The sequence below is a fragment of the Streptomyces stelliscabiei genome (assembly GCF_014873495.1).
Taxonomy (GTDB): domain Bacteria; phylum Actinomycetota; class Actinomycetes; order Streptomycetales; family Streptomycetaceae; genus Streptomyces; species Streptomyces bottropensis.
In genome coordinates this window covers 9,830,359-9,845,816 of the sequence record NZ_JADBGF010000001.1, presented here as the reverse complement: position 1 = coordinate 9,845,816, position 15,458 = coordinate 9,830,359, and the positions used below count along the sequence as shown (strand labels likewise).

Below are 15,458 nucleotides of genomic sequence, written 5' to 3'. Positions count from 1 at the left end.
ATTTCCCGCAGTTGGCTTGATTTGCTTAGCCTTACCTATCTTGTGCGGCGGCTACGTGACAAGACCACCTCGTATGTGATCTTCATCAACTTAGGCAAGCCTTCCCTACTATTCACCGTCTGGCTATGTTTCCGGAGGTCGACCGGAGCCGCACCTGACCCACGCGGCCCACCTCGGGCGGCCTTCTTCGCCATGCCCGCCGACCGTCTCGCACAGCCCCACCCGTAGCCCCTGCACCGCGCCCGCACACGCATTCCGCACCGGAACGGACGGACCCCCCATGCCCACGGGTAGCACTCCCGTACGCCTGCTCGACCACGCCTCGGCGGCAGAACTCACCGCCGTCGCCCACGCCCTCCTCGCCGAGCACGACGGCGACCCCACCCACCCCGGCCTGCTGAGCCAAGTCCCGGCCGCGGCAGCCTCGTTGAGCGACCCGATCCGGCACGCCTGCCGCCCCGTCGACACCGCGGACGGACTCTTCGTCCTGCGCGGCCTGCACGTCGACGACGACGCGGTGGGCCCCACCCCCGGCCACTGGTCGACCGCCGGGAGCGCCGGAGCCGTGTACGACGTGATCCTGCTCCTGCTGTCGACGGTGATGGGCACCCCCATCGCCTGGGAGGGCCAGCAGGAAGGCCGTTTCGTCCACAACATCGTGCCGAGCCCCGGCCACGAGGTGGAGCAGACCGGCGCCAGCAGCAGCGTGCTGCTCAGCCCGCACACGGAGGACGCCTTCCACCCGGGCCGCGCCCACCTGCTGATCCTCGGCTGTATGCGCAACCACGACTCGGTCGCCACCACGGCCGCCGGCATCCGCAACGTCGAACTGTCCGACTTCGACGTGGAGTTGCTCAGCCGACCCGTGCTGCCGATCCTCCCCGACGACGCCTACGAGGAGGCCCAGGCCTACCAGGGCGACCCGCCGCCCGTGCCCACGCTGTGGCAGTCGGAGGAAGGTCTGACCCTGCGCTTCGACCCGGCGTACACCCCGCTGGACCGGGCCCCCGACGACCACCGCGCGGCCTACGCCCGGCTGGAGGACGAACTCGCCCGGGTCAGCGTGGCCGTGAGCCTCGACCCCGGCGAGGTGCTGGTCGTGGACAACGACCTGGTCGTGCACGGCCGGGTCCCCTTCCAGGCCCGGTACGACGGCACGGACCGCTGGCTGAAACGTTCCTCCGTACGGGCGAAGGGCCGCCGGACCCGGCCGCCCGCCGAGGAGTCGGAGCACGGCTACGGCCAGGCCGCCGTGGAGGCCCACGCATGACCGGCGACGACAGCACCGGAGGAACCGCCATGGCGCCCGACGACACGACCCTGCGCATCCTCAGCACCAGCGACGTGGCCGGCATCGACATCACCCTCGCCGACGTCGTGTCCGTGGTCGAACAGGCGTACCGCACCCTCGCCGACGGACAGTCCGACAACCCCCGGAAGCTCACCGTCAAGCCGCAGGACGGCCACTCGGTGGCGTACGCGATGCTCGGCCGCGACGGCGTGCGCGGGGTGGTCGCGGTGAAGACCTCGTACAAGTACGGCCTGCACGAGGACCGCGACAAGCAGCACTACTACACGACGCTGACGCTGTACGACGACGAGACCGGGCTGCCGGTCGCCATGCTGGACTGCGGCCGGGTGGGCGCACTGCGCACCCCGGCGGTCTCCGCGCTGCTGGCCCGCGAACTGGCCGCGCCCGGCGCCCGCAGCGCCCTGGTCATCGGCACCGGTACCCAGGGGCGTCTCGCCCTGCCGTTCCTGCTGACCACACTGCCCGACCTGGAGCGGCTGATGCTCTTCGGCACGCACCCGGACGGCATACGGGCGGTGCGCGAGCAGCTGCGCACCCACTTCCCCGACCGTGAGCTGGAGGTCGTGACCGATCTGCGGGCGGCGGCCGGGGACGCGGACATCGTGCTGGCCACCGCCGGCCCGAACACCCCCGCCTCCGTGGACGCCGACTGGCTCAAGCCCGCGGCCCTGTCCGTGCTCATCGGCTACGGCATCGCGCCCTCGACCCTGCACCGCGCCGACCGCGTGATCGCCACCAGCGCCGCGCAGATGCGGGTCACCGGCGTGGACATGGCCGACGCCGACGGACAACTTCCCGACGTGGACGCCGAGTTCCCCGGCGTACTGGCCGGCCGCACCGAGGGCCGCACCGACGCCGGGCAGCGGATCTTCGCGTACAACAGCGGGCTGGTCGTCACCGACATCGCCCTCGGCCATCGCTTCGCCCAACTGGCCCTCGCCCAGGGGCTGGGCACGGCGGTGCCGCTGTGGAAATGACGTCGGTGCTCGCCTCGCACACCACGCCCGAGGTGCGTGCCCTGCTGGGCGACGCGCTGCTGCACGAGCTGAGCCACGGCCTGCGGGGGCCCTACCACGTGCTCTTCCCGGACCGCTTCGACGCCAACGCGACCGCCTTCCGCCAGGCGTTCACCGAGGCGGGCGTCGACGGCCGGGTGTACTTCGCCAAGAAGGCCAACAAGGCGGCCGTCTACGCCGAGCGGGCCGCCGTGGCCGGGCTGGGCGTGGACGTGGCGAGCCAGGGCGAGTTGCGCGAGGTCCTCGCCGCCGGGGTGCGCGGCGAGGACCTGGTGGTGACGGGCCCGGCCAAGGCGGACGACCTGCTGCGCGTGGCTCTGCTCCAGGGCGCCCTCGTCGCCGTCGACGCGCTCGACGAACTGGACCGCCTCCTGTCGCTCGCGGCGGAACTCGGCCGCACCGCACGGGCGCTGCTGCGCAGACTGCCCCCGCAACAGCCGCACAGCCGCTTCGGCCTGGACGACGGCGAGCTGGACTCGGCACTGCGGCGGTGCGCCACCGGCCCCGTCGACATGGAGGGCTTCAGCTTCCACCTCTCCGGCTACGACACGCGCCAACGCACCGATTTGACAGCCGAGTTGATCCACCTCTGCGCGCGGGCCCGCGGACTCGGGCTGCGCGCCGACCGGATCAGCATCGGCGGCGGCTTCGCCGTCGACTACGTCGCCGCCGACGACTGGCGGCGGTTCGAGGAGAGCCGGCGCCCCGAGCACTTCCACGCGGAGAAGTCCTTCGGGGGCTTCTACCCGTACCACTCCCCCGTCGCCGGCGCCGACGCCCTGCGGACGATCCTGACGGCCACCCCGACCGGCGCGGACGAGGGCACCAGCCTCGCCGGGCTGCTGCGGGCGGCCGGGATCACCCTGCTCGTCGAACCGGGCCGGGCCCTGCTGGACCAGGCCGGGTTCACGGTGTTCCGGGTCCAGGGCGTCAAGGAACGCGACGGATACGCGCTCCTCACCGTCGACGGCACCAGCCTCAGCCTGTCGGAGCAGTGGTTCGACAGCGAGTTCCTGCCCGACCCGATGCTGGTGCCGGCCGGCACACGCCCCGTCGCCGGCGCCGGCCCGTACCCGGCCTGCGTGGGAGCCGCGACCTGCCTGGAGTCGGACATGCTGACCTGGCGGAAGATCCCCTTCCCGCTAAGGCCGATCGCCGGTGACCTGCTCGTGTACCTCAACACGGCGGGCTACCAGATGGACTCCAACGAATCGCCGTTCCACGACCTCCCTCTGCCCCCGAAGGTCGTCGTCGAGCCCTCGGGCGCCCGCTTCCGCTGGCGCCTCGACCGCCACCCCCACTGAGAACCCCCAGGAGCCCCCATGGACGACCCCCTGTACCGGCCGCCCGTCGTACGGCAGGTCTCCGAACTCATCGGCGCCACCCCGCTGTTCGAGCTGGCCCGCACGGAGAGCGACACCCGGCTGCTGCTGAAGCTGGAGCAGTTCAACCCGACCGGCACCGCCAAGATACGCATGGCCCGGCAGATGGTCGTCGACGCCGAGGAGCGCGGCCTGCTGCGCCCCGGCGGCCGGATCGTCGAATCGACCTCAGGCAACACCGGGCTCGGCCTCGCCGTCGTGGCCGCCGAGCGCGGCTACACCTTCACCGCCGTCGTCGACCACCACGCCGCCGTCGACAAGCTGCGCGCGATGAAGGCCCTCGGCGCGGAGCTGGTGTACGTCGCCGAGGAGGGCGACGGGGACCTGGCCACCGCCGCCCGCGAGGAGTTCGCGGAGAAGCTGGCCGCCGAGTCCGACAACGCCTACTTCACCGAGCAGCACAACAACATGGCCAACGGCGTGGGCTACCACCCGGTGGCCCGGGAACTCCACGCCGCGCTGGACGGCCGTATCGACATCCTCATCGGCGCGGTGGGCACCGGCGGCGGGCTGTTCGGGACCGGGGGCCCACTGCGGGAGACCGTGCCCGGGCTGCGGATCGTCGGCGTGGAACCGAAGGGCTCGATCGCGTTCGGACCGCCCGCGCACGACTACCACCAGTCGGGCACCGGCACACCCGAGGGCGCCACGATCGGAGCGATGGTCGACTACTCCCTGCTGGACGAGGGCGTGAAGGTCGGCGACGTCGAGGCGTTCGCCACCGCGCGGGCCGTCGCCCGGCGCACCGGACTGCTCCTCGGCGGCTCGGCCGGCGGAGTCGTGCACGAGGCCCTGACCCGGCTGTCCGCGCTGCCGCCCGGCACGACTATGGTCGCGTTGATCAACGACGGCGGGGAAAAGTACATGGACACCGTCTTCGACGACGACTGGATGGCCGCCCATGATCTCCTCTCCCCCCAGGTGGAGCGCGAGATCGACGAGTTGCTGATCAAACTCCGCCGTATCGCAGCACCCGAGCCCCCGCAGGAAACGACCTGATGCCACCCGCCCTGACCCGCCTCCTCACCGACAGCCGCGCCCTGGCGACCCTCGCCGTACCGCTCGCGCTCACCCAGCTCGCCCAGGTCGCGCTCACCACCACCGATACGATCATGATGGGCCTGCTGGGTACCGAGGCCCTGGCCGCCGGCGGCCTCGCCCTGGTCATCTTCAACCAGCTGCGGACCATGGGGGTGGGCCTGGTCACCGCCGTCGGCAACCAGGTCGCCGCGGCGGACGCCCGTGCCGAGTCCCGGGACACGGAGACGGACGGTGCCGGGGCGGAGGCCGCGCACGCGACGCGGGCCGCTCACGAGGAGGTCAGGGACCTGGTCCGGGCCAGCCTGCTGCTGTCCACGCTCGCGGGTCTCGCGGGAGCACTGCTGATGGTGGGGATCGGGCACGCCGTGGTGTTCCTCGGCCAGGACCCGGACGTCGTCGACACGGCGAAGCCCGTCCTGTACGCGCTGGCACCCGGGCTGCTGCCCTGCCTGTGGTTCCAGGCCATCCGGCAGTTCACCGTCGGTATGCGCCGCCCGCAGGCGCTGCTGCGCATCACCCTCGCCTCGATCGCCGTCAACGCCGGCCTCAACTGGGCCTTCATCCACGGCACCTGGGGCCTGCCGAAGCTGGGCCTGCCGGGCATCGGACTCGCCACGACCTCCGTGTACGCGCTGTCGTTCCTGGCGCTGTACCTCTCCGCCCGGCGCGATCCCCGGCTGGCGCCGGTGCTGTCGCTGAGCATCTGGAAGACCCGCCCGGCCACCCTGCGCCGCCTCACCGGACTGGGCGCGCCGATCGCCGCCACCTACGGATCCGAGGCGGGCTTCTTCTCCGTCGTCGCCCTGCTGGTCGGCAGCTTCGGCACGGCCGCGCTGGCCGCGCACACCGCCGTCAACCAGCTCGTCTACATCGTCTTCCAGATCGCCGTCGGCCTCTCCCACGCCGCGTCCCTCGGTGTCAGCCGTGAACTCGCCCTCGGCAACACGGCGGCCGCCCAGCGGCTGAAGTCCACGGCGCTGGCGTGTGCCGCCGCCGTCATGGCGGTCGTGGCACTCCTGTACGTCGCCGTGCCGGGCCTGGTGCTGGCCCCCTTCTTCGAGGGCGAGAGCCGCACGGCCACCGACCTCGCCACGAGCCTCCTGCTGATCGCCGCGGTGATGCAGTTCTTCGACTGCGCCCAGAACATAGGCGTCGGCCTCCTGCGCGGCCTCGACGACACCAAGGGCGGCTTCCGCATCACCCTGGTCGGCTACTGGCTCGTCGGCCTGCCCGCCGCCCTGCTCCTCGGCTTCACCACGGGCTGGGACACCACGGGCATCTGGCTCGGCCTCCTCACCGGCCTCGCCACCACGGCATTGCTCCTCCTGCGCCGCTTCAACCGAGGCGTACGACTGCGCGACACGACCGCGGCCCTAGCGACTCCCTGACGGGGGCGCGGGCTCAGCGCCGTGCCCCCCACGCGACGTAGCCCTTGAGGCTGTTCAGCTTCTGGTACGGGCCGGGAGACCGGGGAATCTCGTAGCGCCAGTCCCCGCCGGCTCCGCCCTGCCACTCCATGGTGACGGTGGCGGCCTCGATGAGGCCGCCACCGGGTTGCCGGTACGCCAGGGAGACGACGACCCGCCGGTCGGAGTAGCTGTCGAACCGGAACCCGGCCAGTTGCAGCAGCTCTCCGGCCGCGGGCGTGGGAGGCCCGCCGGCCTCCGCCTCCCGCCGGGTGCGCGCGCGGACGTAGCCGTCGCGCCCGTCGCCGTAGGTCTGCTCCTCGACCACGGTCCTCCATCGCGTCGACAGCGGGAAGCGGACCCCGATCTGTGCGGCGGCGAGAAGCGCGCCGGAGGAGTCGTGCGCGTAGCAGCGTGCGATGTCCCCCGCCGTCCTCCTCGGCCCCAGGGTGGCGGAGGCGGGGACGGCGACACCGTGGAACATCCGCCGGGAGACCCCCGCCGGCGGTGAGGTCGGACCCGCCTTCCGGCCGGAGGCGCGGGTGCTCGGGCAGCCCTCTTCCCTTGGGGAAGAGGCCTTCCCGGCCTCGGACGTCGTGCCCGACACCGCCGGTCCGTCCGTCGCGGGTGGCTTGTTCGCCGCGGGCGACGAGGTCTGGCAGCCGGCGGCCACCACCACGGCGAGCGTGGCCGGCACGGACCACGCCAAGCCCCGGATGCGGTGTCGTGGGAGGGGCACGGTCGTCATGTCTCCGGTGTTCAGCTGACGCTCTGATTCTCGCCCAGGTCGTACGGCGGCGACGATCGGCACCAGACGGCGTCGGACCGGCCGACAGCCTGCCTGAGCTCGCGCGCGTTGCGTGGTGACATCGCCCGCATCACGGTGGCGAGCAGAGCACGGGCTTCGAGGGGATCACCGCAGCAGTCCCAGTACTCGTTGCCCGATTCGTGGTCGGCCCAGTGCTGCCGCTCGGGGCGCTGGACGTAGTCCCTCCACAGACGCACGGCAGCACCGACGTCCCCTGGCCGCAAATAGTTGCGCGTACGTTCGAGGAGCAGGATCTCGGCCCGCGCACGCGAGGACAGGCCGTCGATGTCCGACCTCGCTTCCGCTGTCCGGAGACGGGCAGTGCCGACCCGGACTCGTCCTGGCCGTCTACGCGGCATGGACCTTTCGGTTCGTCGTCATGCCGCACATGGTGCCACGATCTCGACGGGTGCCGAACGGGTTTTTGCGGCTCCGGAGGCGCCTGGGGTGCCGTTCTACGCCGAGTCCGGACTGCCGGCCCCTGCCGAGGTGGTCCGCCGGCGGGGGTCAACCGCCGCGACGGCCGGGGCCTGTTCCGGTGCGTCCGGAGCCTGTTCCGGTGAGGACGCGGATCTCCATCTCCGAGTAGTCCGCTCCCCCTCCTCGTCGTCGGCGGTCGAGTACCGAGCCGGTCCAGGCGAGCAGGAATCCCACGGGAATGGAGAGGAGGCCGGGGTTGCGCAAGGGGAACACCGCGAAGTCGGCATCGGGCAGCAGGGCGGTCGCATTGCCCGAGACCGCCGGGGACAGTGCCGTCAGCACCACGGCGACCAGAAGGCCGCCGTACATGCTCCAGACCGCTCCCTGCGTCGTGAATCCCTTCCACCACAGGTTGCAGAGCAGTGCCGGCAGGATCGCGGATGCCGCGATGGCGAAGGCGAGGCTGACCAGGAAGGCGATGTTGAGGTGCTGGGCGAGCATCGACAGGGCGATCGCCGCGACGCCGATCAGTCCGACGCCCCACCTCGCCACGGCGAGTTCGCTCTTCTCGGACGCTCTGCCCCGCATGATCGTCGCACCGTAGACGTCGTGGGCCAGGGCCGCCGCCGCGGTGAGGGTGAGAGCGGCGACGACGGCCACGATCGTGACGAACGCGACGCAGGCGACCACGGTGAGCAGGACCGGCCCGCCCAGGCGCTCGGCGAGGAGGAGCACGGCGGTATTGCCGGAGGTGGCGTCACCCGCGATGCTCTGCGAGCCGATCAGCGCCGCGGAGCCCAAACCCGTCACCACCTCGAACAGGGTGAAGACGATGACCAGGCAGGCTGCCCACCCGGCCGACCTGCGGGCTCTGCGTCCGCTGGACACGGTCCCGATCCGCATCAGGACGTGCGGCAGGGCGGCCGCTCCCAGCACGAACGCCAGCTGCAGGCTGAGCGAGTCCATTCTGCTGGTGCGGTCGTGGAAGCGGATGCCGGGTTCCAGGAAGGCGTCACCGAAGCCGCTCCGCAGGACGGCGGCGTCCAGCAGGCGTGCCGGGCTCCAGCCGAACTCCGACATCACCGCCAGGACGACGAACAGGCCTGTGGCGAGCAGGACTACGGCTTTGACGCCCTGGACCAGGGTCGCGGCGCGCATGCCGCCGATCACGACGTAGAGGACCATCAGAAGACCGAGGCCGGCCACGACGACCCGCTGGGCGCCGTCTCCGTCGATGCCCAGGACCGTGGCCGCGAGTGCTCCGGCGCCGACGAGTTGGGCGGTCAGGTACAGCAGACAGACGACCACGCTCGTGACGCCGGCCGCCAGGTGCGCCGGCCGGGCGTGCAGCCGTAGGGCGAGGGAGTCGCCGATGGTGAACCGTGCGGTGCTGTGGTACGGCTCGGCGACCAGCAGCACCAGGACGGACCAGGCGACCATGGGTGCCAGCACGTACGCGATGCCGTCGTAACCGGTGAGCGCGATCAGACCGGGGTTGCCCAGCATGCCTGCCGCGGACATGTAACTGCCGAAGATGGCCAGCCCGTTGACGGCCGACGGCAGCCGCCGCTGACCGAGGTAGAAGCCGCTCAGCTCGTCCTTCTCGGGGAGGATCGACCCGATCGACAGGAGCAGCGTACAGACGACACAGAGGCCGAAGACGGCGAGAAGCGGAAAGGCGCCGCCGGAGTCGGAGAGCGCGGAGTCGGATCGCGCGAAGTCGGAGAGCGCGAGGAGGGAGTTCACCGGGGGCTCTCCAGGTGCGGGAAGGACGCCCGATGGCGCTCGACGAGGGGCTCCAGACGCCTTCGCGCATACCGTGCGTACCAGAGGACCGCCCAGCCGGTGCACACCACTTGCGCCAGGACCAGGGTGAGCCCGATGTTGAGGGGTCCCGCCCAGGCGGTCGCCATGACACCTGGTGCCTCGTTGGCCAGGACGACGCCTGCCATCTGGGCTATGACGACCGCGGCGGCGACCCGCGCCGGGCGACGGCGTGCGGCACGCAGTTCACGCAGCGCGGTGGTCTGTCGAGGGCCGGGGTACGACGGTGGGGCCGCGTGTCGGGACGAGGACGCCGAGGGTGTGTGGGGCGCCGCGAGGAAGGCGGTGACCGGTTCTTCCCAGGCCGCCCACGCAGGAGGCTCGGCGTCGGCGGGGCGGCCTTCGTCCAGTGCCAGGTGCCGGGCCATGTCGAGGGCCCAGGATCTTCGGCCGGCCCGGACGTCGTACTCGGAGGCGTCGGCTCCGAGCGTGGACTGCCGGTACAGCCGCGCGAGTTCGGCCGGCCGACCGCCGGTGGCCGCCTGGGCCCGGGAGACGGCTTGCCGCAACTCAGCGGCGGAGTAGTGCTGTTCGTGGTCGAGCGCACTGAGATAGAGCGCGGCAGCCGCGGGAGGGTCTTGATCGGAAAAAAGATCGCGGGAATCCATCAGTCGTCCTCGGCAGGAAGTGATACGGATGGGGAGAGCGCGCAGGACGAAGGCTTGTGGCCATACGGCTCCTCCCGACTCACGGTCGAGGAACCGACGTCAACGACGAAGACACTCGGCAGGGGATGACACCGAGACGGACCGGGCGTGCCCCGAAACCGTGCACACGGTTCGCCGGCCGAGCCGTCCCGGGCCCCACCGCCGTCCTCGCTTCATCGGCCCCTACCGTGCCGCAGTGATCATTGGGCCGACAAGTCGGGAACGGCAACGATATGAGGTACTTGCGTGCCTTGCGTTCACCCACGCCCGCCCCACCGCAGTTGCCCGCCGGAAACGGAACGCGTCACGCGGGAAGTCAGTCCTCCAAGCGGACCGGCATCAGAAGCGAGAAGGCGTGCTCGTCGTCGGGCCGGCGGATCGCGAGCGGCGCCGTGGACGCGCCCAGCTCCAGGATCAGCTCGTCCCGGGCCCCGGCGGTGAGCGCGTGCAGCAGGAACTCGCGGTTGACGGCCACGTTGTCCTGGTCGTCGTCACGGTCGTCACAGACGATCACGGTCCCGTCCTCCGCCACCCGGAGCACGCTCAGGTCGTACGGCTCGCCGTCCTGCTCACGTGTCTCGCCCTCGCGGACCGGGCCGGTCTCCAGGGCCCGGCGGAAGGCCGCCGTCTCGACGTGGGCCCGGCGACCGGCCGGGAGGTGGACAAGGCGACGGTAGTCGGGGAACTCGCCACCGAGGCTCTGCCCGGCCGCCTGGCGATCCCCGGTCTCGAGCGTCACGCGATCACCGTCCACGACGAGCCGCGCGGGCTCCTCGCCGGTCAGCAGGGCCCGCATCGCGTCGGCGAGCGGAAGAGGCACGACCACCTGCGTGCGAGGTCCGCCGTGCCCGGTCGTACGTGCCTGCGCGACCGCCATGCGGTAGCGATCGGTGGCCACGAGGTGGAGCAGTTCTCCCTCGATGTCGAACAGGATCCCGCCGAGCATCGGCAGCGACGCGTCGTTACCGGCGGCGAAACGGACCGCGTCCAGCGCGGCGGCCACCTCCTGCGCGGGCGCGGAGAAGCGGGCGGTGGTGGTGTGAAGCGAGGTCATGGAGGTTGTCTCCCTGTGGTCGAGTAGAGCGCGGAGCGTGGAGAACTCGCTGCGGGCATCGGACAGCCCCAGTTCGAGACGGCGCAGGTGCGCCTGAAGGAGACCGCGCACCAGTTCCGTGTCCGCGCCGTGCCAGCCGGCCAGGACGAGCCGGATGTCGGCCAGGGGCATGCCCGCCCGACGCAACCGGGCCAGCAGCCGGGCCTCTTCGAGCTGGTCGGGTTCGTACCAGCGGTAACCGCTCACCGGGTCCACCCAGGCCGGGATGAGCACTCCGGCACGGTCGTAGAACCGCAGGGCACTCACCCCGAGCCCACTGTCCCGGGACATTTCTCCAATGCTGCGCATCTCGCTCTCCACACCCGGGACTCTGGTGCCTCGACCATGTCGAGGGTCAACCTCGGTCCCGCCCCCCTTCTCGCTCAGGTGGGACAGTCGGCGAGCGCGGTGGCCGTGCCCCAACGGATCATGAGGTAGCCCGACCCGCCGATCTCCGCCACGGCGTAGCGCGTGTACAGCCAGCCGGAGCCCGCGTTCCGCCTCTGGTTCACCAGGGCACGGCACGCCTCACCCGCGGCCATGTCGGCCCACGTCTCGACCTGCTCCTGGTTCCACATCAGGTAGTCGGACCACACGTACATGGCCGAGTTCGCGGGGTCGAAGCCCACCATGATCTCTTCGTGGCCGAGCACCTGACCGGTGCCGAGCGTCGTGCGCATCTCGTTGCTGCGCACGATGATTTTCTTGGCGGCACGGTCCGCGACCCGGATCTCGTCGCCGTCGGTGCTGGGGACCATCGCCGCCCCGAGGCCGCTGTCGTCCGGCTCCCACTCCGACTCCGCTTCGGTGCCGTCGTTCTTCGCCGTGCCGTCCTCGGCGGCCGACCGACACCGATCGTCGGCCACGAAGTCCTCCTGCCACGTCACCTGCGGGTCGCGGCCCGCCTCCTCCCGCACCGTGACGTAGGTGCGATACGGCAGATCCGGGTGGACGTTGAGCACCACATCACGCAACGAGAGGCACATCGCTCTGGCGATCTCGGTCTCCGCGATCAACGTTCCGTGCGCGTCGGTGTCCAGGCTGTAGGAGAAATAGACCTCCCGGCGTGACTCGTGGAACGTCACGCTCCCCGGGGAGAGCCGGACGTCGCTCATCTCCCCGGACAGAACACTTTGGTCGTGCAGTACGGACCGGGCCACGTCGTGCTCACCCTGCCCCTGAGCCGTACGGGCTTCCGCCCAGCTCACCGCACTCGCCGCGCCGTCGCTCACGACCTTGCCCCGCTCCGCCGCGGTACCCGCCTTGTCGGTGTTCGCGGACTGCGTCCCGGACTCGGCGGGCACGGAGGGCGAAGAAGACGCCACGCGCTTCCCGCCGTCGGTGGTGTCGGGCATCAGGGCCGTCACTCCGCCGACCAGGCCGCCGATCACCGCCGCCGCCACGACCACGGCGCCCACCCGTCGCTTCGCCGACCGGCCCGGCGGCACCTGCCATGACGGGTCGTCTCCGGCCGGCATCTCCCACAGTGGGGTGACCAGGTCCCCGGCCTGGGTCGGCAGGGCGTCGACGCCCACGATCTGAGTCGCCTGGGAAGCCAGCGACGCCTCGCACAGCCGGGCCACTTCGGCGGCCGGAGGACGGTCCTCCGGTTCCTTCGACAGCGCCTTCTCCAGGATCCGGCGCAGGGAGGCGGCGACGCCGTCCAGGTCCGGTTCCCCCGACATCACGCGGAAGGCGACCACGTCAGGTGGCCCGACGCCGAAGGGCAGCCTTCCCGTCGCCGCGTAGGCCAAAAGCGCTCCCCAGGCGAACACGTCGCCCGCCGGGCCGGCGGTGCCCTGCCGGTACTGTTCGGGGCTGATCCAGCCCGGTGTCCCGGTCATGACTCCGGTACGGGTGACATTGGTGCCGTCAAGGGCGTGCGCGATGCCGAAGTCCAGAACGCGGGGACCGGCGGGCGTGAGAATGACGTTCTGAGGCTTCACGTCGCGGTGCACCACGCCGGCGGCATGGATGGCGGCCAGTGCCTGCGCGGTGGCCGCCGCGAGAGCGTACAAGCTCCCTTCGGCGAGCGGCCCACGTTCGTGCACGTGCTGATCCAGGGTCGGGCCGGGGACGTAGGCGGTGGCCAGCCACGGAGTCGTCGCGTCGGTGTCGGCGGCGAGCAACGGAATCAGATACGGGCCGGTGACACGGGAGGACAGGGCCACCTCGCGTGCGAAACGGGCTCTGAACTCCGGCTCCTGCGCCTGCTCGGGATGGATCACCTTGACCGCCACGCGCGTTCCGTCGGGGGTGACTCCGGCGTGGACCGTGCCCATGCCGCCCGCGCCGAGACGGCCGACGATGCGGTAGGGGCCTATGCGCGAGGGATCGCCGGGACGGGCCGGTTGGACTCTTCCGCCGGGGCCGATTGCGCTCACGAGTACTTCCTTGCGCTGAGGAGCGGCCTGGAACAGGCCGACAGGGAATGACGGATCGACAGAGTGGCGCGCGGGCGGGCGAGTCTGGCGCGTCGGGCACGGGCCTGGTTCCGGCCCGGCTCTCCGGTGCCGTGCAGCGGTTCGCGGGCCGTCGTGTCGGTCGGTGCGCGGCCGAGCGCGCTCGACCGGGAACGCCCATGCAGAGAAGGTGTCTCACCGCTCTTCTCATCCGCCACTGTGCTTCCCCCGTATTCTGCGTGCGCTGAGACAGCCGGCTTCGTTTCGCGTCACCGCAGCCGCAACGGCGTTCGCCCCGTGCCCTCGTGGCGCTGTGCTGGAAGACCGAAGGCCGGCGAACGGACGAGGTGCCGAGTGGGCGCGGCGGCGGCTCCGCGAGCCCCAGCCGCAGCGCCACCGGCCGCCCCACCGCGCGCCCGCTTCAGCGGCCGCTGCCGCTTCGGATTGTTTCTCGGGCCTGGCCGCCCGTGCCCGATGTCGCCACTCATCGCATCATCATCCCCGATTTCGTACCCCGCCACAGCGTGAACAGCGTGAATACACACGCCGGTTGAAGGCACGTCACCCCGCGAAGTCGCGCCGGCCGGAGCAGCCAAGGCGCACACGCACCCTGAATCCGGGAAGCGCCGGCGAGTGGGAGAAGCGGCTGAACTCCCGCATGGATCCGCCCGCATGACCGCGATGTCTTCAAACCGGCGCCCACGTTGACCATCTGACCGATCGTCGGATCGAAGAAGGAGGCCTGGGCGGCCCGGACGGGGCGTGGGTGGCAGATCTCGGCGTCGGGACGGCCCGGCACGCCGCGCATCTGCAGGCCGTGCCTGCCGCCTATGACGTGCAGGCAGCGGGTGTTCTTCACGCCGGCCCACTGCTCGTCGGGGTCGCCGCGCAGGCGGACGTGGTCGCCGGGAGGGGCGGCGCGAAGACGCGGGACGCCGAAGCCACCGGTCAGGAGGTTCGGGCCCGCCGGCGTACTCTCCCCGTTCGCCCGGGACGGGGTCGGCCCCCCGTCACGCCTCCTGCAGCGCCGGTGCGGGGCGTTCTCCCGAGCCGCGGACGATGAGGCGGGTGGGGACCGTGATGGTGCGGGCGCGGGTGCGGTCGCCGTCGAGGCGGGCCAGGGCGGTGGTCGCGGCGGTTCTGCCGATCTCCTCGGGGTTCTGGGCGACGACGGTCAGGGCCGGTTCGAGGGCGTCCGCGAGGGCCACGTCGTCGAAGGCGACGACCGCCACGTCCTTGCGGCCGGTGCGGGCGAGTTCGGTCACTATGCCCAGCGCGACGATGTTGTTGCCGGCGAACAGGGCGGTGGGGGGATCGGCCAGGCCCAGGAGCTGGGACGTGGCGACGGAGGCACCGCGCTGGTCGTGGGCGTTGGTGATCAGGGAACGGTCGGCGGGGAGGCCGGCTTCCTGCAGGGCCGAGCGGTAGCCGGCCAGGCGCTCGCGGCGGGTGTAGAGCTTGGTGGGGAGGTCGCCGATGAAACCGATGCGGCGGTGGCCGTGGGCGATCAGGTGGGCGACGCCGTCGTGGGCGCCCGTGCGGTTGCTGCTGACGACGTGGTCCGTGGCGAGGGCCGCTCCGGGGCGGTCGAGGAAGACGACGGGCAGCCCGGCGGCGCGATGGGACTTGAGATGGGAGTGGTCGGCGCCGACGGACGGCACGACCATCAGGATGCTGATGCGCCGGGCGAGGAACTTGTCCGTCAGGGCGCGTTCACGGCCGGGGTCGTCGGCGGAGGACCCCATGAGCAGGGTCAGGCCCCGGTCGCGGACGGTGTCCTCGATGCTGCTGGCCACGGCTCCGAAGAAGGGGTTGCCGAGGTCGGGGATGACCAGTCCGACGGTGGTGTCGGGTCCGCCGACACGGATGTTGCGGGCCATGAGGTTCGGCTGGAAGCCCAGCTTGGCCACGGCGGCCATCACCTGTTCGCGGGTCTGGGCGGAGGCGGGTCCGTCCTCGTTGAGTACGCGGGAGACGGTCTTGGCGCTGACGCCCACTTCACGGGCGACATCGGCCAGGGTGGGGCGGCGGTTCGCTGCCATGGTGGAACGGTCTCCCTGCGCTCGTCGGTTCCGGCCGCGGCCTTCGGCCGGAACCTGTGAGTGAC

The 15,458-nt window shown here is 71.5% G+C and carries 12 protein-coding genes; 5 read left to right on the top strand and 7 right to left on the bottom strand.

The features are described from left to right. The first annotated feature begins 280 nt into the window (after positions 1–280). From H4687_RS42970 to H4687_RS42950, 5 genes are read left to right on the top strand one after another with little or no spacing between them, the layout of a single operon-like run. Positions 281–1,270: a TauD/TfdA family dioxygenase gene (locus H4687_RS42970; protein WP_046916465.1), complete on the top strand. Its 990-nt coding sequence runs from the start codon at positions 281–283 to the stop codon at positions 1,268–1,270. Further along, positions 1,267–2,289 (top strand): ornithine cyclodeaminase family protein, encoded by a 1,023-nt coding sequence (locus tag H4687_RS42965; RefSeq protein WP_078907309.1) that lies wholly within the window; start codon positions 1,267–1,269, stop codon positions 2,287–2,289. The genes H4687_RS42970 and H4687_RS42965 overlap by 4 nt, the downstream gene beginning before the upstream one ends. Further along, on the top strand, positions 2,286–3,632 hold the full coding sequence (locus tag H4687_RS42960; protein WP_046916466.1) for an alanine racemase: 1,347 nt from the start codon (positions 2,286–2,288) through the stop codon (positions 3,630–3,632). Before H4687_RS42965 ends, H4687_RS42960 begins: the two co-directional genes overlap by 4 nt. Before the next feature lie 18 nt (positions 3,633–3,650). Continuing rightward, positions 3,651–4,709, top strand: coding sequence for a cysteine synthase family protein (locus tag H4687_RS42955; protein ID WP_046916467.1), 1,059 nt, complete (start codon positions 3,651–3,653; stop codon positions 4,707–4,709). Next, positions 4,709–6,139: an MATE family efflux transporter gene (locus tag H4687_RS42950; RefSeq protein WP_046916468.1), complete on the top strand. Its 1,431-nt coding sequence runs from the start codon at positions 4,709–4,711 to the stop codon at positions 6,137–6,139. Before H4687_RS42955 ends, H4687_RS42950 begins: the two co-directional genes overlap by 1 nt. A gap of 13 nt (positions 6,140–6,152) precedes the next feature. Here the strand turns inward: H4687_RS42950 and H4687_RS42945 are convergent, their stop codons facing one another. The 7 genes from H4687_RS42945 to H4687_RS42915 form a co-directional block, all read right to left on the bottom strand. Then, positions 6,153–6,905: a hypothetical protein gene (locus H4687_RS42945; protein WP_159026187.1), complete on the bottom strand. Its 753-nt coding sequence runs from the start codon at positions 6,903–6,905 to the stop codon at positions 6,153–6,155. Positions 6,906–6,916: 11 nt separating this feature from the next. Further along, a complete protein-coding gene (locus H4687_RS42940; RefSeq protein ID WP_179859931.1) occupies positions 6,917–7,162 on the bottom strand; it encodes a hypothetical protein in 246 nt (81 codons plus the stop codon). 310 nt (positions 7,163–7,472) lie between these two features. Then, the gene (locus tag H4687_RS42935) at positions 7,473–9,131 is read right to left on the bottom strand and encodes a solute symporter family protein (protein WP_046916471.1); all 1,659 of its coding nucleotides are present in this window, start codon (positions 9,129–9,131) and stop codon (positions 7,473–7,475) included. Then, positions 9,128–9,817, bottom strand: a complete 690-nt coding sequence (locus H4687_RS42930; protein ID WP_078907311.1) for a DUF485 domain-containing protein — start codon at positions 9,815–9,817, stop codon at positions 9,128–9,130. The genes H4687_RS42935 and H4687_RS42930 overlap by 4 nt, the downstream gene beginning before the upstream one ends. A 355-nt stretch (positions 9,818–10,172) precedes the next feature. Then, the gene (locus H4687_RS42925; RefSeq protein WP_078907312.1) at positions 10,173–11,258 is read right to left on the bottom strand and encodes a DNA polymerase III subunit beta family protein; all 1,086 of its coding nucleotides are present in this window, start codon (positions 11,256–11,258) and stop codon (positions 10,173–10,175) included. Positions 11,259–11,332: 74 nt separating this feature from the next. Continuing rightward, entirely contained in the window at positions 11,333–13,333 is a 2,001-nt protein-coding gene (locus H4687_RS42920; protein ID WP_046916472.1) for a serine/threonine protein kinase, read from the bottom strand. A gap of 1,028 nt (positions 13,334–14,361) precedes the next feature. After that, positions 14,362–15,393: a LacI family DNA-binding transcriptional regulator gene (locus H4687_RS42915; RefSeq protein WP_046916473.1), complete on the bottom strand. Its 1,032-nt coding sequence runs from the start codon at positions 15,391–15,393 to the stop codon at positions 14,362–14,364. Positions 15,394–15,458: the final 65 nt, after the last annotated feature.